This window comes from Aeromonas ichthyocola, assembly GCF_046087985.1.
GTDB classification, from domain to species: domain Bacteria; phylum Pseudomonadota; class Gammaproteobacteria; order Enterobacterales; family Aeromonadaceae; genus Aeromonas; species Aeromonas rivipollensis.
Genome location: NZ_JBJSWH010000003.1, coordinates 253,881 through 274,637, shown reverse-complemented (window position 1 = coordinate 274,637; position 20,757 = coordinate 253,881). Strand labels below are relative to the sequence as shown.

Sequence of the window (20,757 nt, the reverse complement as noted above, 5' to 3'; positions counted from 1 at the left end):
GGTTTATGGCCCCCTGAATGAAGAATGCGAGCAGCAGGGTTGATGGCGAGCACCGGCTCGCCACAGTGAGAACAGCCGGTCATGGCTTAGCGTCCTTTCGGGTCGAGTTCGACAGGTGACTGGGTTGGCAGTTGTACCGTCTCTTGCAAGCGCCACTGGTGATCGAAGGCATCGACCCGGATATGCCATTTTCCGACCAGCGGCTTGTCGAAATGGAAGCGATAGGTGCCACTGGCATCGGCGGTGATCAGGTGTTCGCTATCCTGTCCGGCCAACGTCGGGTGGAACAATGAGAGATAAAGAGCTTGCCCGGCAGGAATATCGCCGCTGATGGGTTTGAGAGTCAGCTCGTGACCGTCAACCTCCAGCCCAAAGCGGATATTGAGGGCTTCAGGAGCGGTCAAACTTGCTCAAGTCCTGATTGATCTCTTTCCCTTGTTTGTAATAGTCCTCGGCCACCAGATTGACGCCATCTTTACTGGCAATAATGGCGGTGGCGATGCCTGCGATCACCGCTGTGCTTGGCAGGGCGATGATAAACCAGGGCCAGAATTGGCGATACCATGGCTTGATGATGGTTGGGTCATGATTGCTACTACCGTGAAACGAATGATTAACGTGGAAGATGGTGTTTACGCAACACAAGATAACAAAAAGCCTCGAGTAGTCGAGGCTTTTTGCTGTGTAATCACGTGTTTATCACATGTTACATCGTTTATAGGCGAACCTTATTTGGCAGACTGCTGATGAGACAGACTGTAAACGTAGGAGGCCAGCAGGTGGACCTTATCCTCACCCAGAATGTCCTTCCAGGCAGGCATCACGCCGTGGCGACCATGAGTGATGGTCTGTACCACTACCTCGCGGGAACCACCGTAGAGCCAGGTGTTGTTTGTCAGGTCTGCGCACCGACGGCAATACCGCCCTGGCATCGGCCCCGTGGCAGGCAGCGCAGATGGTAAAGCGGGCTTCACCTTTCTTCGCTTCCACCAGGTCGACCTTGCGACCGGAGAGGCTCAGCACATAGGATGCTACTTCTTGCACGCCATCCTTGCCGAGGATTTCACCCCAGGCAGCCATTATCCCCTGACGACCGCCCATGATGGTGGTCTTGATGTTCTCCGGCTGACCGCCCCATTGCCACTCGCTGTCGGTCAGGTTCGGGAAACCGCGACCACCGCGGGCATCGGAGCCGTGGCACTGGGAGCAGTTCTGCAGGAACAGACGCTGACCCACTTTCAAGGCTTCCGGATCCTTGGCGATCTCGGTGATGGCACGATAGGTCTTGCCATCCGCTTCATAGGTGAGTTCACGGAACTTGGCGCCGTAAGATTCCGTCAGCCTTGGCAACCTCGCGGTCATACTCCACCGCGCGCCCTTCGTCCTTGGCGGAGGCTGCCGCCGCCTTGGATTCTGCCAGGGAGCGAACGTCCTGGTTGGAGCTCTGCCAGCCCAGCAGACCCTTCCAGTTGCCCAGACCCGGGAAGGCGAGCAGGTAGATGAGACCGGTGACGATGAAGAAGAGGAACATATAGGACCACCACTTCGGCAGCGGGTTGTTGATCTCCTCTATGCCGTCGAAGGTGTGCCCCATGGGCTTGCCCTCTTCGGTCCCCATCTTGTCCTTCATGCACCACATCAGCAGCAGGAAGCAGCCGAGTATGGTGCCCAGACTTATGACGGTCACAAAAATGCTAAACAAAGTGCTCATTATTGCTTCGCTCCTGCGTTCTTGTTATCAGCACTGGGTTGCTCGTCATCGGCAAAAACCAGGTTGGCAGCCTCATCGAAGGAGGCCTTGCGGCGCTTGCTGTATGCCCAGACGATGATGCCGATCATGATGATCATCAGCAGCAGGGTGTACAGGCCGCGAAATGTGCCGTAATCCATATCCCGACTCCTTATTTCAGGGCATGACCCAGTGATTGCAGATAGGCCACCAGGGCATCCAGCTCGGTCTTGCCCTTGACTGCCTCAGCCGCACCTTCGATGTCGGCATCGGTATAGGGCACCCCGAAGTGATCCCGGAACAGCGCCAGTTTCTTGCCGGTCAGCTCACCGGTCAGGACATTGGTCTCGAGCCAGGGGAAGGCGGGCATGTTGGACTCGGGCACCACGTCGCGCGGGTTGATGAGGTGGGCGCGATGCCAATCATCGGAATAGCGGCCGCCGACCCGTGCCAGATCCGGACCCGTACGCTTGGAGCCCCACAGGAAGGGGTGCTCCCACACGCTCTCACCGGCGACCGAGTAGTGGCCATAGCGCTCGGTCTCGGCGCGGAACGGGCGGATCATCTGGCTGTGGCAGACGGTGCAGCCCTCGCGGATGTAGATGTCGCGTCCTTCCATCTGCAGGGCTGTGTAGGCCTTGAGGCCCTCCACCGGTTCGTTGGTCTGCTTCTGGAAGAACAGCGGCGTGATCTCGACCAGGCCCCCCAGGCTGATGGCAAAGATGATGCCTATCACCAGCATGGGGACGCTCTTTTCAAAAATTTCGTGACGGTTGTTGTTGCTCATGCTTTAAACCCCTTCAGATCAGGCTGGCTGTGCGACGGGTTCCAGGGAACCCTTGGGCGCAGTGACGGTGCGGTAGGCGTTGTAGGCCATCAGCAACATGCCGGTGACGAAGAAGCAGCCACCCAGGAAGCGCACGAAGTAGAAGGGATAGGAAGCTTGCAGCGCCTCCACGAAGCTGTAGGTCAGGGTGCCGTCATCGTTGACCGCACGCCACATCAGACCCTGCATCACCCCGGAAATCCACATGGAGACGATGTAGAGCACTGTGCCCACGGTCGCCAGCCAGAAGTGAACGTTGATCAGGCGGATGCTGTACATGCGGCCCTGATCGAACAGGTTCGGGATCAGGTGATACACGGCGCCGATGGAAACCATGGCAACCCAGCCCAGGGCACCGGAGTGAACGTGACCTATGGTCCAGTCGGTGTAGTGGGAGAGGGCGTTGACCGTCTTGATCGCCATCATGGGGCCTTCGAAAGTGGACATGCCGTAGAACGACAGGGACACGATCAGGAAGCGCAGTATGGGGTCATAGCGCAGCTTGTGCCAGGCACCGGACAGGGTCATGATGCCGTTGATCATGCCGCCCCAGGAGGGGACGAACAGGATGAGGGACATCACCATGCCAAGGGACTGGGCCCAGTCGGGCAGGGCGGTGTAGTGCAGATGGTGCGGACCGGCCCAGATATAGAGGGAGATCAGCGCCCAGAAGTGCACTATGGAGAGGCGGTAGGAGTAAACCGGGCGACCCGCCTGCTTGGGCACGAAGTAGTACATCATCCCCAGGAAGCCGGCGGTGAGCAGGAAGCCGACCGCGTTGTGGCCATACCACCACTGCACCATGGCATCCATGGCGCCTGAGTACATGGAGTAGGACTTCATGCCGGAGAGCGGCACTTCCATGTTGTTGACGATGTGCAGCACGGCCACCGTGATGATGAAGGCACCGAAGAACCAGTTCGCCACATAGATGTGGGAGGTGGTGCGCTTGACCAGGGTGCCGAAGAAGACGATGGCATAGCTCACCCAGACCACGGCGATGGCGATGTCAATGGGCCACTCCAGCTCGGCATACTCCTTGGAAGTGGTGTATCCCAGCGGCAGTGTGATGGCGGCGGCGAGTATGATTGCCTGCCAGCCCCAGAACACGAAGGCGGCGAGCGGGCCACCAAACAGTCTGGTTTGACAGGTGCGCTGCACCACGTAAAACGAGGTGGCCATCAGTGCGCTGACGCCAAAGGCGAAGATCACTGCGTTGGTATGGAGGGGCCGCAGACGACTGTAAGTCAGCCACGGGGTCTCGAAGTTGAGGGCAGGCCAGATTAACTGGGCTGCGATCAGTACACCAACCGACATACCGACAATTCCCCAGACAATCGTCATGACGGTAAACTGGCGAACAACGGTGTAGTTGTACTCAGGATGGTTAGTTGTATGGCTCATCGTTATATTCCGCTTCCGATGCTGCTGTTGTTTGGTTTTGTATCCGGAGAACCGGACTGGCTTCATCAGCCACCGCCGACCAGTTGTTAACATCTGTTAACGAAAGGAAAAGCAAAAGATGGCTAAATGAAAACTGCATGGGAATGATACTGAAGTGACAGGTAAAATAACAGTATAAACAGTGATATATTTGGCTCCGTCCGGTCTCGCTATGGCAGTTTTTTACCTTGTTCGAGATCACAAAAAACTATTTTAATTGCATCTTAATCGGGCTGTTTTTGATGAAAGAGAGACTTACCGCACGTAAAGTTTTGCACCTCGCACTGGTATTGGCGCTGTTATTGGCGCTGATGGCCTATCGCACCTGGTTTTCGGCCGATAACAGCGTGCTCTGCTGACCAGAAAAAAGATCAGATTTGTGATCTTTCCCACACCCCTTGCAGCGCGCTGATTGGTGACAAGCCGCTGACGGTCGCCATCAACGAATTACCGCTGCGCGCCGAACATGACTTTGCCATCGCTATTAGCGGCGGCGATCCGGCCATCAAACCGGTGAAAGCGACACTCGAAGGCAAAGATATGTTTATGGGCACCATTCCGGTGAGCTTTGAAGAAATAGACGGACAGTGGCAGGGGGTGACCCAGGTGGGGAGTTGTACATCACCCGTCATGATCTGGTTGTTAAATATCGAGTGGAGTAATGGTCAACGCCAGCAATTGGCGCTTTCCGTTGCCCGGGAATAACGGCGCAAGGGTGGGGAGTGAAAAAATATTTGAAATTTCCCGGCCAGGCGTTACCTTCCCCAAACCATCAGGGAGTGAAGTTCATTTAATCATGATTGAAAAACAACCGTTTTATCGCACCCTCAACCAGCAGGCCAAGGCGCTGCTGGAGGGGGAAACCGATCTGATTGCCAATTTGGCCAACCTCTCCGCGCTGCTGAATCAGGAGCTGGAGGAGATCAACTGGGTCGGTTTTTATCTGTTGCAGGGTGAGACCCTGGTATTGGGGCCATTTCAGGGCAAACCGGCCTGCGTGCGGATCCCGGTCGGCCGTGGGGTGTGTGGTACGGTAGTGGCAGAGGGCAAAACCCAGCTGGTGGACGACGTACATCAGTTCACGGGTCACATCGCCTGCGACGGCGCCAGCAATTCTGAAATCGTGATTCCGCTGCGTCGCGGTGGTGAGATCATCGGGGTGCTGGACGTGGATAGTCCGATTTTTAACCGTTTCGACCAGGAGGACCGAATTGGCCTCGAAGAAACGGTGCAAATTTTGGAAAGCATGCTCTAAGTCATTGCTAGATGGTTCGCAAAAGGTCCCAAGCTCTCTATAATAGGGCCTTTGTTGTGTTCGGGCATGCCCGTGCGTCTATATGAAAGCCAAGGTTATACATGGAAAACACTGAAAAGCTGAAGAACAGTAAAGAGATCGTTGCCTACCTGGTCGAGAAATTCCCGGCCTGCTTCATCGCTGAAGGAGAGGCCAAGCCACTCAAGATTGGCATCTTCCAGGATCTGGCCGCGCGTCTTGCTGATGACGAGAGAGTCTCCAAGACCATGCTGCGCTCTGCTCTGCGTCAATACACCTCCAGCTGGCGTTACCTGCATGGCCTCAAGGCTGGCCAGGCCCGTGTCGATCTGGATGGCAACCCCGGTGAGCTGCTGACCGAAGAGCACATCGAACATGCCAAACAGGCCCTCAAAGAGAGCAAAGAGCGTGTCTTTGCCAGCCGCCGCACCAACACCAAGGAGAAGGAAGACAAGCCCAAGCAGCCGCGCCGCAACGCGCCGCGCAAGGCCGATGCTCCTCGCTCCGACAAGCCCAAGTCCGCCCCCAAGGCCGCGCCTGTAGCCGATGCTCCCCTGGTCAAGGTGGATGCCGCCACCCTGAAAGTGGATCAAGGCGTGCGCGTCATGCTGGGCAAGTCTCCCCTGCCTGCGACCATCAAGGAAGTGACCAAGGATGACGTACAGGTTCAATTGCAGACCGGCATGATGTTGCGGGTCAAGTTCGAGCATCTGGTTCTCTAAGGAGACGAATGTTGAAGCATGGCGTGATTCGTTTTTCCCTCGTTGCCTGTAGCCTGGCGCTCGCCGGGCTCGCGCAGGCCATCGAGCCGGTGCTCAAGGAAAGTGATTTGCCTGTGTTGGCTCAGGAGAGCCAACATGCTACGGCCAGCAAGCGAATTGCCAATCTGTTTACCCGCTCTCACTACAAACAGTTCAAGTTGGACGATGCCTTTTCCTCCGTGATATTTGACAAGTATCTGGAGAATCTGGACTACAGCCGCAACCTGTTTCTGGCCTCTGACATCAGCCGTTTTGAAAAGTACCGTACCGGTTTTGACACCGACCTCGAGAGAGGGCGTCTGGCTCCGGCCTACGAGATGTTCAACCTGAGTCAGCAGCGGCGTTACGAGCGGTTCGAATACGCCCTCAAACTGCTCGACACTCCCCTGGATTTTACCCAGCCTGACAATTACATCTTCGATCGGGAAGGGGCTCCCTGGCCCAAAGACGAGGCCGAGCTCAACGAGCTGTGGCGTCAACGGGTCAAGTTCGATGCCCTGAGCCTCAAGCTCAGCGGCAAGGAGTGGCCCGAGATCAAGGAGCTGCTTGGCAAGCGTTACAACAACGCCATCAAGCGGATGTCCCAGACCGAGAGCGAAGATGTGTTCCAGCTCTTCATGAACTCCTTCGCCCGTGCCATCGAGCCCCACACCAGCTACCTCTCGCCGCGCAGCGCCGATCGCTTCAACACCGAGATGAACCTCTCGCTGGAGGGCATAGGTGCCGTGCTGCAGGCGGAAGATGACTTCACCGTCATCCGCTCCCTGGTGCCCGGCGGCCCGGCGGCCAAGTCCAACCACCTCAAACCCGATGACAAGATCACCGGGGTGGGGCAGGACGACGGCAAGATTGTCGATGTGATCGGCTGGCGTCTCGATGACGTGGTCGAGCTCATCAAGGGGCCCAAGGGCAGCAAGGTGAAGCTGGAGATCCAGCGCGGCAAGGGCGCGACCGCCAAGACCGAGCTGGTGGAGCTGACCCGCGACAAGGTGCGCCTGGAAGACAGGGCCGCCAAGTCCAAGGTGATCAACGCCGAAGGCAAGAAGATAGGGGTACTCGAGATCCCGAGCTTCTATGTCAATCTTCATGACGACGTCATCAAGGAACTCTCCAGCCTCAACAAGCAGAAGATAGATGGTCTCATCGTCGACCTGCGCGGCAACGGCGGCGGCGCCCTGACGGAAGCCTCGGCCCTGAGCGGTCTCTTCTTCGCCAGCGGTCCCGTGGTGCAGATCCGGGATCACATGGGTCGTATCACCGTCAATGGTGACGATGACGGCAACGTCTACTACGGCGGCCCCATGTCGGTGATGATCGACCGCTACAGCGCCTCGGCCTCCGAGATCTTCGCCGCCGCCATGCAGGATTACGGCCGCGCCCTGATCCTCGGCGAAAACTCGTTCGGCAAGGGCACTGTGCAGCAGCATCGCAGCCTCGCCAAGGTCTACGACTTCTACGAGCAGCCGCTGGGTCACGTGCAGTACACCATCGCCAAGTTCTACCGGATCGATGGCGGCAGCACCCAGAACAAGGGGGTGGCGCCGGACATCAACTTCCCGACCGCCGTCTCGCCGGACGAGACCGGGGAGAGCCGGGAATTCAACGCTCTGCCCTGGGACAAGATAGCCTCGGCCAGTTACGACAAGCTGGGGGACTTCTCCGGTCTGCTGTCCAAGTTGAAGTCGGCTCACGAGGCGCGGATCGCCAAGGATCCTGAATTTGCCTACGTGATGCAGGACATCAAGGAGTATCAGGCGGACAAGGACAAGAAGTCGGTCTCCCTGAACGAAGCCGAGCGACTGGCGGATCAGGCCAAGCAGGACGAGAAGGCGCTGGCGCGAGCCAACGAGCGACTGACCCGCCTTGGCAAGCCGACGGTGAAGAGCCTGGATGAACTGCCTGCCGATTTCGAGGCCCCTGACGAGTATCAGATCGAAGCCGCGAACATCACGGCGGATCTGGCGAAGCTCAGCAAGGGCTGAGTGTCCTGGGTGACATCCACATGAATACAAGGGCGACTCAGGTCGCCCTCTCTTTTGGCTGAATGCAAACTATTTGACCCTGCGGGACCGTTGTGACAGCCTCTGACACGTTGATAACAACGCGTGGAAGCACACAATAATGACCGATCACTCCCAGGCCATGACGGCCAAGTATCGCCAGGATTACCAGGCGCCCCTCTACTGGATCGACAGCATCGATCTCGATTTTCAGCTGCAGGAGCCCCTGACCCGGGTGACCGCCATCTCCCGGCTGCGCCGCAGCGGCGAGCACAACGAGCCCCTGGTGCTGGATGGGGAAGGATTGGTCTTGCACAGCGTCAGCGTGGACGGTGTCCCCTACACACGGTTCGAGCAGGGGGAGAGCAGCCTGACCCTGTTCAACCTGCCCGCCGAGTGCGTGCTGACCATAGTCACGGATCTGGATCCCGCCGCCAACACGGCGCTGGAGGGGCTCTACAAGTCCGGTGATGCCTACTGCACCCAGTGTGAAGCGGAAGGGTTCCGCCGCATCACCTATTACCTGGACAGGCCCGACATTCTGGCCCGTTACAGCACCCGGATCACCGCCGACAAGGCCAAATACCCTTATTTGCTCTCCAACGGCAACAAGGTCGACAGCGGCGAGCTGGACGGCGGTCGCCACTTCGTGCAGTGGCAGGATCCCTTCCCCAAGCCGAGCTACCTGTTTGCCCTGGTGGCCGGTGACTTCGATGTGGAGCGGGGTAGCTACGCTACCCGTAGTGGCCGCAAGGTGGCCCTCGAGATCTTCGTCGACAAGGGCAACCTGGACCGCGCAGGTTTCGCCATGGAGAGCCTCATCAACGCCATGCGCTGGGACGAGCAGCGTTTCGGCCTCGAGTATGACCTCGACATCTACATGATCGTCGCGGTGGACTTCTTCAACATGGGCGCCATGGAGAACAAGGGGCTCAACATCTTCAACTCCAAGTTCGTGCTGGCCAACCCGGCCACCGCCACCGACGGCGACTACCACGGCATAGAGCGGGTCATCGCCCACGAATACTTCCACAACTGGACCGGCAACCGCGTCACCTGCCGAGACTGGTTCCAGCTCAGCCTCAAAGAGGGGCTGACGGTGTTCCGGGATCAGGAGTTCTCCTCGGATCTGGGCTCGCGCGGGGTCAACCGCATCAACAACGTGCGTACAGTGCGCGGCCCGCAGTTTGCCGAAGACGCCGGCCCCATGGCCCACCCCATCCGCCCGGATGTGGTGATCGAGATGAACAACTTCTACACCCTGACCGTCTACGAGAAGGGGTCGGAAGTGATCCGCATGCTGCACACCCTGCTGGGTGAGGATAAGTTCCAGGCCGGCATGCGCCTCTATTTCGAGCGTCACGACGGCTCGGCCGCCACCTGCGATGACTTCGTGCTGGCGATGGAAGATGCCTCCGGCGTGGATCTCGGCCGTTTCCGCCGCTGGTACAGCCAGTCCGGCACCCCCGAGCTGACCGTCACCGACGACTATGATGCCGCCAGCGGCGTCTATCGCCTCCACGTGCGCCAGCACACCCCGCCGACCCAGGATCAGCCGCAAAAACTGCCGCTGCATATCCCCCTCGACATCGAACTCTATGACGAGCAGGGTGCCGCCATTGCGCTGCAATACCAGGGCAAGGCCATCGGCAACGTGCTCGACGTGCTGGAAGCGGAGCAGACCTTCGTCTTCGATCGGGTGCAGGTCAAGCCGGTTCCCTCCCTGCTGCGGGACTTCTCCGCCCCGGTCAAGCTGCACTATGACTACAGCGACGAGGCGCTGTCCTTCCTGATGCGCTTTGCCCGCAACGAGTTTGCCCGCTGGGATGCGGCCCAGATGCTGATCAACAAGGCGGTCATCGACGGGGTGGCGCGGGTGCAGCAAGGGCAGGGGGTTGAGCTCTCCCCAACCCTGCTGGCAGCCTTTGTCGCCATTCTGGACGAGGCCGAGCTGGATTTGGCCCTCAAGGCGGAGATCCTGGCGCTGCCCGGTGAGGCGACCCTGGCCGAGCTGTTCGAGGTGGCCGATATCGACGCCATCCATCGGGTGCGCAACGAGATCCACTCCTCGCTGGCCCACGCCTTTGGTGCCCGGTTGGCCAGCACCTATGAGGGTCTGCGGCTGACAGGCTACAGGGTGATCCATGCTGACACCGCCAAGCGCGCCCTCAAGGCCGTGGTGCTCGGTTATCTGGCGGCCCTGGATGCGGAGCAGGCCGATGTGCTGGTGCGCGAGCAGTATGCAACTGCCGACAACATGACCGACACCCTGGCGGCGCTGCAGGTGGCAAACGGCTATCTGCTGCCATGTCGCGCCGCACTGCTGGCCGATTTTGAGGGCAAGTGGGCCCATGACGGCCTGGTGCTGGACAACTGGCTGCGCCTGGTGGGCAGCAAGCCTGCCGCCGACGTGCTGGATGAGGTGAAGCAGGCGATGGCCCATCCCACCTTCAGCATCCGCAACCCGAACCGGCTGCGGGCCCTGGTCGGCAGCTTTGCCATGAACAACCAGGTGCAGTTCCACGCGGTGGATGGCAGCGGCTATCGCTTCCTGACCGATCTCTTGATCGCGCTCAACGAGGTCAATCCCCAGGTGGCGTCCCGCCTCATCACGCCGCTCATCCAGTTCAAGCGACTGGATGAGGGGCGCAAGACGCTGATCCGGGCCGAGCTGACCCGTCTGGCCAACCTCGAGGGGCTGGCACGGGATCTGTTCGAGAAGGTAAGCAAGGCGCTGGCGCAGTAAGCGTGCTGGTCACGGGCAGGGGAGCCAGGCTCTCCTGCCCGTTTTTCATCAAGAGGAGGGGGAATGAGGCAGTACACCTTTCGGCTGGCCCTTGGCCGCGACGAGATCATGCTGATGTACCAGGGCCAGGCCAGACGCCTGGTGGTGCGCACCGAGCAGGGGTTGACCATAGAGCTGGGCCTGGAGAAGATCCGCTCCTTTGTCAGCGTCAACGGGGTGCACGGCCACTTTCGGCTGGTCACCCAGGAGGATCACCGCTTTGTTCGCCTGGAGAGGATCTCCTGAGGGCCGCTCACCATCCAAGAGCGCGCAGTTCATCCCGGTGGCCTTTGCCTCGAAAGGGTCGCTTGCCGTAGTCGAACCGCTGGTGTGAGCGTCCTACTAGAGGGGAATACCCCTGCTTGCGGTGTCAAATGCAGGACGATGAGCGCCCCGATAGCCCAAAACGCATAAATTAACAAAACATGAACATTATTCCGGGTAAATATCTGCTTTAAGTCACTATCTATCCGGTAAATCGACTGACAACCAGTGCGATTTTCTAAATTTTAGCGACTTGGCAAAATTTATCACAACCCAAGCCGTGATCTGCCCCTTGTTTTTAACATCCCGTTATCACCTTTGCTCGCCTTCCTCGATCCAAGTCATTACACTTCGCAGCAACTCTGTACCGGCGCGCATCCTGGGTGGATGTCGCCGTGTCTGTGATGTCGTCCGATAAGGAAACTAGCAATGGCATTGAAAGACGCCCCTACCTCAGTTCTGCTCGAAAACGTTCTCAGCCTGATCCATCAGAAATTGCCCAAGAACAGCGCCTCCCTGGTCGAATGCTTCGTCGCCAAGTTCTACGGCAACATGGCGAGCACCGACCTGCACGATCGCAATGACAGCGATCTCTACGGGGCGGCGCTCAGCCTGTGGAATGCGCTCAACCAGCGCACCAGCACAGAGCCCTATATCCGGGTCTACAACCCCGAGCTGACCCGCCACGGATGGCAGTCTCCCCATACCATCGTCGAGATCATCCTGCAGGACTCTCCCTTCCTGGTGGACTCCATCCGCATGGCCCTCAAGCGCCGGGGTATCACGGCCCACATGATGCTGCACCAGCCGCTGCACCTGATTCGCGGCAGCGATGGCAAGATAGGCGCCATCCTGGATCTGGACAACACGGCCTCCCAGACCTCGGTCGAGACCGCCTTCCTCATCGAGATCGATCATCTTACGGATGAGGAACAGATGGATGCCCTGACCGCCGAGCTCAACTCGGTGGCAAGGGAAGTGGCCCTGGCGGTGGGGGACTGGCAGCCCATGCTGGGTCGCCTCAACGAGATCATCGAGGAGCTGCCCAAGCGCAAGAACCCGGTCAGCCAGGCAGAGGTCGACTCTTGTGTAGCCTTCCTCAAGTGGGTCGCCGCCCACAACTTCACCCTGATGGGCTATCGCCGTTATGACGTGAAAGCGGTGGAGGGGGATCACGAGATCCTGCCGCTGCCGGAGTCGAGCCTCGGCCTGATGAAGAACTCCATCAAGGACGAGGGGCAGCGCCTTGGCAACATGCCCGCCAGCGCCCGTCACGCGGCCCTGAGCTCTGACTTGCTGATCCTCACCAAGTCCAACTCCAAGTCCCGGGTACACCGCCCGGCCTATGTGGACTACATCGGCATCAAGCGCTTCGACGAACACGGCAAGGTGGTGGGGGAAGATCGCTTCATCGGTCTCTACGCTTCCTCCATCTACAACACCAGCGCCACCCAGATCCCCCTCATCAGCCATCGCCTCGAGCGCATCATGGCCGCCTCCGGTCACGAGAAGGGTTCCCACGCCTACAAGGCGCTGCTGAACGTGCTGGAGACCTATCCCCGCGACGAGTTGATCCAGGCCCGGGAAGAGGAGCTGCTGGCCACAGGTCTTGGCGTGCTGGAGATGCAGGAGCGCGACATGCTGCGCCTGTTCGTGCGCCGGGATGTCTACGGCCGCTTCTTCTCCTGCATGGTCTATGTCACCAAGGAGCGCTACAACACGGCGCTGCGAGTCAAGACCCAACAGATTTTGCAGAAGTATTTTGGCAGCAGCGAAGAGGTGGAGTTCAACGTCTACTTCACCGAGGGCGTGCTGGCACGGACCCACTACATAGTGCGGGTCAACAACAACAACGTGGATGTGGATGTGAACGAAGTACAGAACAACCTGATTGAAGCGGCCCGCAGCTGGGACGACCGCCTGGATTCCGTGCTGCTCTCCCATTACGGGGAGGCCCGTGGCAACGAGCTGCGCCGCCGTTTCAGCACCGCCTTCCCCCGTGCCTACAAGGAAGACGTGCTGCCGGGCTCTGCGGTCGCCGACATCATGGCCCTCGATGGCCTGAGTGAAGCCGAGCCCCTGGGCATGCTGTTCTACCGCGCCCAGGAAGAAGAGAACGATCGCCGGGTGCGCCTAAAGCTGTTCCACCGCACCGAGCCCATCCATCTCTCTGACGTGCTGCCCATGCTGGAAAACATGGGACTGCGCGTCATCGGCGAGACCCCGTACCAGGTACGCACCCCGAGCGGCGAGATCTTCTGGATCCTCGACTTCTCCATGCTGCTGCGCGGCGATCAGCCATTCGATCTGGCCCAGAGCCAGCAGCGCTTCCAGCAGGCTTTCGCCGCCATCTGGAACAAGAACCTTGAAGATGACGGCTTCAACCGTCTGGTGCTGGGGGCCGGCCTCACCGGTCGTCAGGTCTCTGTGCTGCGCGCCTATGCGAAATACATGCGCCAGACCGGCGTCTCCTTCAGCCAGTCCTATATCGAGGAGACCCTGACCCGTTACCCCGACATCGCAGAGCTGCTGTTCACCCTGTTCGAACAGCGCCTCAATCCCGCCATCAAGCAGGATGCCAAGGTACAGGTCAAGCTGCACGAGCAGCTCGCCGCCAAGCTGGATCAGGTGGCGAACCTGGACGACGATCGCATCATCCGCCGCTACATGGAGATGATCGACGCCACCCTGCGCACCAACTACTACCAGCCGGATCAGGAGGGTCAAGCCAAGCCCTACATCTCCTTCAAGCTGGCCCCGGCCAGCATCACCGACATGCCGCTGCCGCTGCCCAAATTCGAGATCTTCGTCTACTCGCCGCGGGTGGAAGGGGTGCATCTGCGCTGGGGCAAGGTGGCCCGTGGCGGCCTGCGCTGGTCCGATCGCAAGGAGGACTTCCGCACCGAGGTGTTGGGTCTGGTCAAGGCGCAGCAGGTGAAGAACACCGTCATAGTGCCGGTCGGCGCCAAGGGCGGCTTCTATTGCAAGCAGATGCCGGTGGGGGCGCCCCGCGCCGTCATCCAGGAAGAGGGCAAGGCCTGCTATCGCCTCTTTATTCGCGGTCTGCTCGATGTCACCGACAACATCATCAAGGGGGAGGTGATCCCGCCCAAATCCGTGGTACGCCACGACGAGGATGACTACTACCTGGTCGTGGCCGCCGACAAGGGCACCGCCACCTTCTCCGACATCGCCAACGAGATAAGCCAGGAGTATGGCCACTGGCTCGGGGATGCCTTCGCCTCCGGCGGTTCGGTCGGTTATGACCACAAGAAGATGGGCATCACGGCGCGCGGCGCCTGGGAATCGGTCAAGCGTCACTTCCGCGAGATCGGCGTCAACTGCCAGACCACCGACTTCACCTGCGTGGGGATAGGTGACATGGCCGGCGATGTGTTTGGCAACGGCATGCTGCTCTCCGAGCACACCCAGCTGGTGGGCGCCTTCAACCACATGCACATCTTCATCGACCCGACTCCCGATGCGGCCAAGAGCTTCGTCGAGCGGCAGCGGCTGTTCGAGCTACCGGGCTCGAGCTGGGATGACTACAACCGTGAGCTCATCTCCGTAGGGGGCGGCATCTTCCTGCGCTCCGCCAAGTCCATCAAGTTGAGCCCGCAAATTCAGACCCTGCTTGGCACCGACAAGGCCAGCATGGCCCCGAACGAGCTGATCAAGGCGCTACTCTGCCTCAACGTGGATCTGCTCTGGAACGGCGGCATCGGCACTTACGTGAAGAGCGCCCGCGAGAGCGACGCCGATGTGGGGGATCGCAGCAACGACGTGCTGCGGGTCAATGGCCGTGACCTGCGTGCCCGCATCGTGGGCGAGGGTGGCAACCTTGGCTTCACCCAGTTGGGTCGGGTGGAGTACGCCAGCCAGGGCGGTCACATCAACACCGACTTTACCGACAACGTGGGCGGGGTGGATTGCTCCGACAACGAGGTCAACATCAAGATTCTGCTGAACCAGCTGGTGGCCGCAGGTGACATGACCCTCAAGCAGCGCAACCAGATGCTGTACGAGATGACCGATGATGTGGCGCAGATCGTCATCACCAACGCCTATCGCCAGTCCCAGTCCATCTCGGTCACCGCTTTCCGTGGCGCCGAGCAGTTGAAAGAGCAGCAGCGCTTCATCCAGGGGCTGGAGCGAGAAGGCAAGCTGGACCGCGCGCTGGAGTTCCTGCCCTCCGACGAGGAGCTCTCCGAGCGGATGGCGGCAGGGCAGGGGCTGACTCGTCCCGAGCTCGCCGTGCTGGTGGCCTACGGCAAGATGGTACTGAAAGAGCAGCTCAACTGCCCGGAAGTGACCGAGGAGCCCTTCCTCGCCAACATGCTGGTCACCAGCTTCCCGGCCCAGTTGCAGCAGCAGTTCGGTGCCGAGCTGGCCCAGCACCCGCTGCGCGGCGAAATCATCGCGACCCGGGTGGCCAACATGCTGGTCAACGACATGGGGCTCAACTTCGCCAGCCGGATGAAGGACGAAACCGGTGCCTCTGTGGCCGAAGTGGCTTGCTGCTTCGCCATGGCCCGTGAGGTGTTCGGTCTGGGGACCCTGTGGCGCGACATCGAGGGTTGTGACAACCTGGTGGATGCCAACACCCAGCTTGAGCTGATGTTCTACAGCCGCCGCATAGTGCGCCGTGCCACCCGCTGGTTCCTGCGTGCCCGCAACCGCAGTTGGAGCATAGGGGAGAACATCGCCTTCTTCCGTCCGGCCTTCGAGACCCTGGGGGAGCACCTCTACGAGGTGATGGACGAGAGCGAAGTGGCTGAGCATCAGCAGAAGGTCGCGGAGCTGGTGGCCAAACAGGTGCCGGAAGCCATCGCCCGTCAGGTCGCCCACATGAGCAGCCTGTTCTCCAGCCTGGATCTGGCGCAGATTGCCGCGGAGCACAAGACCGACATAGTGCGCGCCGCCAACGTCTACTACCGCCTCGGCGCCAAGCTGGATCTGCACTGGTTCCTCGAGCAGATCAACCATCAGCCGGTGGGCAACCATTGGCAGGCGATGGCCAGGGCCTCCTTCCGCGAGGATCTGGACTGGCAGCAACGCAGCCTCACCTCAGTGGTACTGGAAGGGTGCAAAGAGCAGGGGGAATGCGCTACCATACTGGCCGACTGGATTTCGGAGCATGAGCAACTCTTGTCCCGTTGGACCCATATGTTGGCCGACTTCAAGACCACGAGTACTCACGAGTTCGCCAAGTTCTCGGTGGCCTTGCGAGAGTTGAACCTGCTCCAGTTGAATTGCCGAACCTCGGCATAACCCCAAAAGCCCCGGCCAGTTGCCGGGGCTTTTTTAAGGAGCAAACATGCTGTACCCCCTCGCCAGGCATTTTCTGTTCAAACTCAATCCGGAACAGGCACACGATCTCTCCATCAAGTATTTGCCCCGCCTTCTCGGTACACCGCTCGATTGTTTCTTCCGTCATTCACTCCCCCAACGCCCCGTCACTGTCATGGGGCTTAATTTTGCCAATCCGGTGGGACTGGCTGCCGGCCTCGATAAAGACGGGGAGTGTATCGACGCATTTGGTGCCATGGGGTTCGGTTTTATTGAAGTAGGCACTGTGACCCCCAAGCCCCAGAGCGGAAATGACAAGCCGCGGTTGTTCCGGGTAATTCCGGCGGAAGGGATCATCAACCGGATGGGTTTCAACAACAAGGGTGTCGATCATCTGGTGGCCAAGGTGAAAGAGGCCAAATATCAGGGGGTGATTGGCATCAATATCGGCAAGAACAAGGACACTCCCATAGAGCAGGGCAAGGACGATTATCTGATCTGCATGGACAAGGTTTATGATCATGCCGGTTATATCGCCGTCAATATCTCCTCTCCCAACACCCCGGGGTTGCGTTCGCTGCAATATGGCGAGGCGCTCGATGAGTTGCTGGCTGCCCTCAAGGTTCGGCAGCAGGAGCTGGCCGTACAATATAAGAAGTACGTCCCCCTTGCCGTTAAAATTGCCCCCGACCTCAGCCTAGATGAAATTAATCAGGTAGCCGCCTCCTTGATCAAAAACGGGATCGATGGCGTCATCGCCACCAATACCACCCTGGAGCGTGACATGATTTATGACATGCCCCATGCCGGTGAAGCTGGTGGTCTCAGTGGCCGTCCGCTCCAGCACAAGAGCACAGAGGTGATCCGCCAGCTGGCCAAGGCCCTTAATGGGGCCCTGCCTATCATAGGGGTGGGTGGTATTGACAGCGCCATGGCTGCCCGGGAGAAATTGGCAGCGGGTGCCAGTCTGGTCCAGATTTACAGTGGCTTTATTTATAAGGGCCCGAGTCTGGTCAAAGAGATAGTTACCCATATTTAAAAGATAACCGCTTGCCCTTATTTAAAGTTGCTCAAATTCTCGACATGGAATAAAGTCGAGGGACGGCTTAAGTAAGGGCAACTCCATGTGTATCCAACCCAATGACAATTGGCAGTGGCATTATGATGCTCAGGATGATCGTCTGATGCTGGATTTATCCGATCGCATGATATTCGCCACCGAATATAAGGGGCGACAACTCGTCCCCAGCTCCTTCACGACCCAGCCCTTTTGTGTCGACGATGCCGCCCTCTATTATCAATTGATGGACAAGGCCGCCGAACTCGATTGGAGTGTTCCCCATCAGGTTCAGCTGGTACTCAATGCCATCGCCGTCAGCCGCTTTTATAAACCCCTGATGCCACAAAGCTGGTTCTTTCATGAACAGCAGACTCATTGCTCGCCGGATATGGGCTCCCTGGTGTGGATGCAGACATCCCATGGCAGGGGAGAGTTCATGGTCATCGAGGCCGGGGAACAGGCGAGCGTCTGCCTGAACCTGACCGAGGAATTGGTGCTGACCGCCAGCAAGATCCTGCCAAGGTTCGCGGTGATCAAGGTGATGAATAACCGGATGCAGACCAGGACCCGTGCCCAGGCACAATATCGACAGGTCAGCTGATGCTGCCTCTGCACGTTATTTTTGGTTGATATTCATACGCCCTCGGAATAACCGACGCCGATTATTTATCGCTCGTCTCTCCCATGCCATTGCGGCACCTTCCTTGAGTCAATTCGTCGCCGCTCGGCGCACACCCTTCTGCACTGGATATTGAGTCGCCTCATCGAGCCCGCGCCCTCTGTGCCGGTGACAAGAGCAAAAAATGGTAGCCATTGCGCCGGCCAGCCCCTTTATATTCGCGCGAACCCCAAGGTTCGGATGCCGAGTGCGGGCCGATAAGGTATAATGCGGCACTATTTTTATGGCATCCCCGTGAGCGTGATGAAAGAATTTTTTGCAACCTGCCCCAAGGGGCTGGAAAACCTGCTGGCCGTCGAGCTGACCACCCTGGGCGCGGAGCAGGTCCGTGAGACCGTGGCCGGCGTCCACTTCAAAGGCGAACTGGCCATCGGCTACAAGGCCTGCCTGTGGAGCCGTTTTGCCTCCCGCATCGTGCTGGTGCTCTCCGAATTCCAGATGAACGACGATCTGGATCTCTATCTCGGTGCCCACACCATTCCCTGGGAAGAGCACTTCCCCGGTACCGCCACCATAGCCGTGGACTTCACTGGTACCAACCCGGCCATTCGCAACACCCAGTACGGCGCGCTGAAGATCAAGGATGCCATAGTTGACCGCTTCACCAAGCGCGGCCATGTGCGCCCGGACGTCGACAAGAAGTCGCCGGACATTCGCATCATGGCGCACCTGGGCAAGGGCAAGGCCAACATAACCCTGGACCTGTCCGGCCCGGCGTTGCATCAGCGCTTCTACCGTCAGGGCACAGGCGAAGCGCCCCTTAAAGAGAACCTGGCCTGCGCCATGATTGCGCGCAGCGGCTGGACCGGCGAGCCCATGATGGACCCCATGTGCGGTTCCGGCACCCTGCTGATCGAAGCGGCCTTCATCGCCGCCGACATGGCGCCGGCCCTGCGCCGGGAGCGCTTCGGTTTCGATCGCTGGCTGCAACACGATGGCGATCTGTGGCAGAGCCTGATGATGGAAGCCCAGGTGCGCGCCAAGCGTGGCATGCAGCGCTGTGAAGTGAAGCTGTTTGGCTGCGATGCCGACCCTCGTGTGCTGATGAAGGCACGCGACAATGCCAAGGCGGCCGGTGTGGCCCACCTCATCACCTTCAAGCAGGCCGACGTGACCGCGCTTGAGAACCCGCTGCCGCAAGCCGCCGCAGAAGGGGAGGCCCGCGAAGTCGGCATGCTGATCTCCAACCCGCCCTATGGCGAGCGTCTGGGGGAGTTCCCGGCCCTGCTGGAAGTGCACCAGGCCCTGGGCGATGCCCTGCGCCGCAGCTTCCAGGGCTGGAAGGTCACTATTCTGTCTGCCTCGCCTGAGCTGCTGAGCTGCCTGCGCCTGCGGGCCGACAAGCAATATCGTCTGTTCAACGGTGCCCTCGAGTGCCAGCTGCGCAACTACCAGATAGCGCTCGACTCCGTGGCCTCCCAGAAAGAGGTGGCCCAGGACTTCGCAAACCGTCTGCGCAAGAATCTGAAGACCCTCGAGAAGTGGGCCAGCAAGGAGGGGATCGACTGCTATCGCCTCTATGACGCCGACTTGCCGGAATACAACGCCGCCATCGACCGCTATCGGGATTACCTGGTGGTGCAGGAGTACGCCGCGCCCAAGGACATTCCCGCCCAGAAGACCCGTCAGCGTCTGCTCGACATGGTGCAGGCCGCCATCAAGGTGACCGGCATGGACGGCGAGAAGGTGATCCTGAAGGTGCGCGAGCGTCAGGAAGGCAAGCAGCAGTACCAGAAGCTCTCCGAAGAGCAGCACAGAATGGAGGTGCAGGAGTACGGCGCCCGTCTGTGGGTCAACCTCTATGACTACCTGGATACCGGCCTCTTCCTCGATCACCGTCAGACCCGTCGCATGCTGGGTCAAATGGCCCGCGGCAAGCGCTTCCTGAACCTGTTCGCCTATACCGGCAGTGCCACCGTGCACGCGGGCCTTGGCGGGGCGAGCGAAACCACGACTGTGGACATGTCCCACACCTACCTCAACTGGGCGCAGGACAACATGCGGCTCAACTCGCTGGTGGGTCGTCAGCACAAGTTCGTCCAGGCCGATTGCCTGAAGTGGCTCTCCGAGGCCGAAGATCAGTACGATCTCATCTTCATCGATCCGCCCACCTTCTCCAACTCCAAGCGGATGGACGAGAGCTTCGACGTGCAGCGGGATCACCTGCTGCTGATGCAGCACCTCAAACGCCTGCTGGCGGCGGACGGCACCCTGGTGTTCTCCAACAACAAGCGCCACTTCAAGATGGATCTGGCCGGTCTCGAGGCCGCCGGCCTCAAGGCCCAGAACATCACCGGCAAGACCCGGCCCAAGGATTTTGAGCGCAACCAGCATATCCACAACTGCTGGATCATCACCCACGCCGAGACGCAGGCCTGATGCTGACCCTGTTTCACACCGACGGCTGCCACCTGTGCGAACAGGCCTGGGCGCTGGTGGAGGAGGCTGGCCTTGCCGCCAGTACTCGCCAGTGTGACATCATGGAGGACGAGCAGTGGCTTGCGGCCTACCGGGTGCGCATCCCTGTGCTTCGGGATGACGCCGGCCGCGAACTGGGCTGGCCCTTCACCCTGGCACAGCTCAAGGGCTGGCTTGCCCATCAGGGGTGAGGCTGATTTGACGATGAAACGGGGGCAGAGTCTGCCGCC

At 59.5% G+C, this 20,757-nt stretch carries 13 protein-coding genes and 3 pseudogenes; 11 read left to right on the top strand and 5 right to left on the bottom strand.

Features of this window, described 5'->3' with window-relative positions; all coding sequences use genetic code 11:
• Positions 1-86: 86 nt before the first annotated feature.
• The 5 genes and pseudogenes from ACF2JD_RS10005 to ccoN form a co-directional block, all read right to left on the bottom strand.
• Positions 87-576 (bottom strand): annotated as a pseudogene (locus ACF2JD_RS10005) (FixH family protein).
• 152 nt (positions 577-728) lie between these two features.
• Positions 729-1,711, bottom strand: a pseudogene (gene ccoP, locus ACF2JD_RS10000) (cytochrome-c oxidase, cbb3-type subunit III).
• Positions 1,711-1,890 (bottom strand): cbb3-type cytochrome oxidase subunit 3, encoded by a 180-nt coding sequence (locus ACF2JD_RS09995; protein WP_005329633.1) that lies wholly within the window; start codon positions 1,888-1,890, stop codon positions 1,711-1,713. Before ACF2JD_RS09995 ends, ccoP begins: the two are co-directional and overlap by 1 nt.
• Positions 1,891-1,901: 11 nt before the next feature.
• Positions 1,902-2,516, bottom strand: coding sequence for a cytochrome-c oxidase, cbb3-type subunit II (ccoO, locus tag ACF2JD_RS09990; protein ID WP_106886750.1), 615 nt, complete (start codon positions 2,514-2,516; stop codon positions 1,902-1,904).
• Between the two features lie 18 nt (positions 2,517-2,534).
• Positions 2,535-3,959 carry a cytochrome-c oxidase, cbb3-type subunit I gene (ccoN, locus tag ACF2JD_RS09985; protein WP_440987320.1) on the bottom strand — a complete coding sequence of 475 codons (1,425 nt, stop codon included), beginning with the start codon at positions 3,957-3,959 and terminating at the stop codon, positions 2,535-2,537.
• A 281-nt stretch (positions 3,960-4,240) separates the two neighbouring features.
• Between ccoN and ACF2JD_RS09980 the strand changes: the two are divergent.
• The 11 genes and pseudogenes from ACF2JD_RS09980 (at position 4,241) to ACF2JD_RS09930 (ending at position 20,718) form a co-directional block, all read left to right on the top strand.
• Positions 4,241-4,703, top strand: a pseudogene (locus ACF2JD_RS09980) (hypothetical protein).
• 91 nt (positions 4,704-4,794) lie between these two features.
• Positions 4,795-5,253 (top strand): GAF domain-containing protein, encoded by a 459-nt coding sequence (locus ACF2JD_RS09975; RefSeq protein ID WP_440987517.1) that lies wholly within the window; start codon positions 4,795-4,797, stop codon positions 5,251-5,253.
• A 101-nt stretch (positions 5,254-5,354) separates the two neighbouring features.
• Complete coding sequence (gene proQ, locus ACF2JD_RS09970) at positions 5,355-5,993, top strand: RNA chaperone ProQ (RefSeq protein WP_106886753.1); 639 nt, start codon at positions 5,355-5,357, stop codon at positions 5,991-5,993.
• A gap of 8 nt (positions 5,994-6,001) precedes the next feature.
• Positions 6,002-8,014, top strand: a complete 2,013-nt coding sequence (gene prc / locus ACF2JD_RS09965; RefSeq protein ID WP_106886754.1) for a carboxy terminal-processing peptidase — start codon at positions 6,002-6,004, stop codon at positions 8,012-8,014.
• 139 nt (positions 8,015-8,153) lie between these two features.
• Positions 8,154-10,778 carry an aminopeptidase N gene (gene pepN, locus ACF2JD_RS09960; RefSeq protein WP_440987319.1) on the top strand — a complete coding sequence of 875 codons (2,625 nt, stop codon included), beginning with the start codon at positions 8,154-8,156 and terminating at the stop codon, positions 10,776-10,778.
• Positions 10,779-10,841: 63 nt separating this feature from the next.
• A complete protein-coding gene (locus ACF2JD_RS09955) occupies positions 10,842-11,063 on the top strand; it encodes a DUF2835 family protein (RefSeq protein WP_106886756.1) in 222 nt (73 codons plus the stop codon).
• A 447-nt stretch (positions 11,064-11,510) separates the two neighbouring features.
• Positions 11,511-16,352, top strand: a complete 4,842-nt coding sequence (locus ACF2JD_RS09950) for an NAD-glutamate dehydrogenase domain-containing protein (RefSeq protein WP_440987318.1) — start codon at positions 11,511-11,513, stop codon at positions 16,350-16,352.
• Between the two features lie 46 nt (positions 16,353-16,398).
• On the top strand, positions 16,399-17,409 hold the full coding sequence (gene pyrD, locus ACF2JD_RS09945) for a quinone-dependent dihydroorotate dehydrogenase (protein ID WP_440987317.1): 1,011 nt from the start codon (positions 16,399-16,401) through the stop codon (positions 17,407-17,409).
• A gap of 85 nt (positions 17,410-17,494) precedes the next feature.
• Complete coding sequence (locus ACF2JD_RS09940; protein ID WP_111910623.1) at positions 17,495-18,031, top strand: cell division protein ZapC; 537 nt, start codon at positions 17,495-17,497, stop codon at positions 18,029-18,031.
• A 285-nt stretch (positions 18,032-18,316) separates the two neighbouring features.
• Positions 18,317-20,488 carry a bifunctional 23S rRNA (guanine(2069)-N(7))-methyltransferase RlmK/23S rRNA (guanine(2445)-N(2))-methyltransferase RlmL gene (gene rlmKL, locus ACF2JD_RS09935; RefSeq protein WP_262110379.1) on the top strand — a complete coding sequence of 724 codons (2,172 nt, stop codon included), beginning with the start codon at positions 18,317-18,319 and terminating at the stop codon, positions 20,486-20,488.
• Complete coding sequence (locus ACF2JD_RS09930) at positions 20,488-20,718, top strand: glutaredoxin family protein (RefSeq protein ID WP_111910621.1); 231 nt, start codon at positions 20,488-20,490, stop codon at positions 20,716-20,718. Before rlmKL ends, ACF2JD_RS09930 begins: the two co-directional genes overlap by 1 nt.
• Positions 20,719-20,757 lie beyond the last annotated feature (39 nt).

Bases quoted from the DNA above. Each gene is read 5' to 3' on its own strand.
- ACF2JD_RS09930 (WP_111910621.1), top strand. From the start codon at position 20,488: ATGCTGACCCTGTTTCACACCGACGGCTGCCACCTGTGCGAACAGGCC.
- proQ (WP_106886753.1), top strand. From the start codon at position 5,355: ATGGAAAACACTGAAAAGCTGAAGAACAGTAAAGAGATCGTTGCCTAC.
- ACF2JD_RS09940 (WP_111910623.1), top strand. From the start codon at position 17,495: ATGTGTATCCAACCCAATGACAATTGGCAGTGGCATTATGATGCTCAG.
- ACF2JD_RS09950 (WP_440987318.1), top strand. From the start codon at position 11,511: ATGGCATTGAAAGACGCCCCTACCTCAGTTCTGCTCGAAAACGTTCTC.
- pyrD (WP_440987317.1), top strand. From the start codon at position 16,399: ATGCTGTACCCCCTCGCCAGGCATTTTCTGTTCAAACTCAATCCGGAA.
- pepN (WP_440987319.1), top strand. From the start codon at position 8,154: ATGACCGATCACTCCCAGGCCATGACGGCCAAGTATCGCCAGGATTAC.
- ccoO (WP_106886750.1), bottom strand. From the start codon at position 2,516: ATGAGCAACAACAACCGTCACGAAATTTTTGAAAAGAGCGTCCCCATG.
- ccoN (WP_440987320.1), bottom strand. From the start codon at position 3,959: ATGAGCCATACAACTAACCATCCTGAGTACAACTACACCGTTGTTCGC.
- prc (WP_106886754.1), top strand. From the start codon at position 6,002: ATGTTGAAGCATGGCGTGATTCGTTTTTCCCTCGTTGCCTGTAGCCTG.
- ACF2JD_RS09975 (WP_440987517.1), top strand. From the start codon at position 4,795: ATGATTGAAAAACAACCGTTTTATCGCACCCTCAACCAGCAGGCCAAG.
- ACF2JD_RS09995 (WP_005329633.1), bottom strand. From the start codon at position 1,890: ATGGATTACGGCACATTTCGCGGCCTGTACACCCTGCTGCTGATGATC.
- rlmKL (WP_262110379.1), top strand. From the start codon at position 18,317: ATGCGGCACTATTTTTATGGCATCCCCGTGAGCGTGATGAAAGAATTT.
- ACF2JD_RS09955 (WP_106886756.1), top strand. From the start codon at position 10,842: ATGAGGCAGTACACCTTTCGGCTGGCCCTTGGCCGCGACGAGATCATG.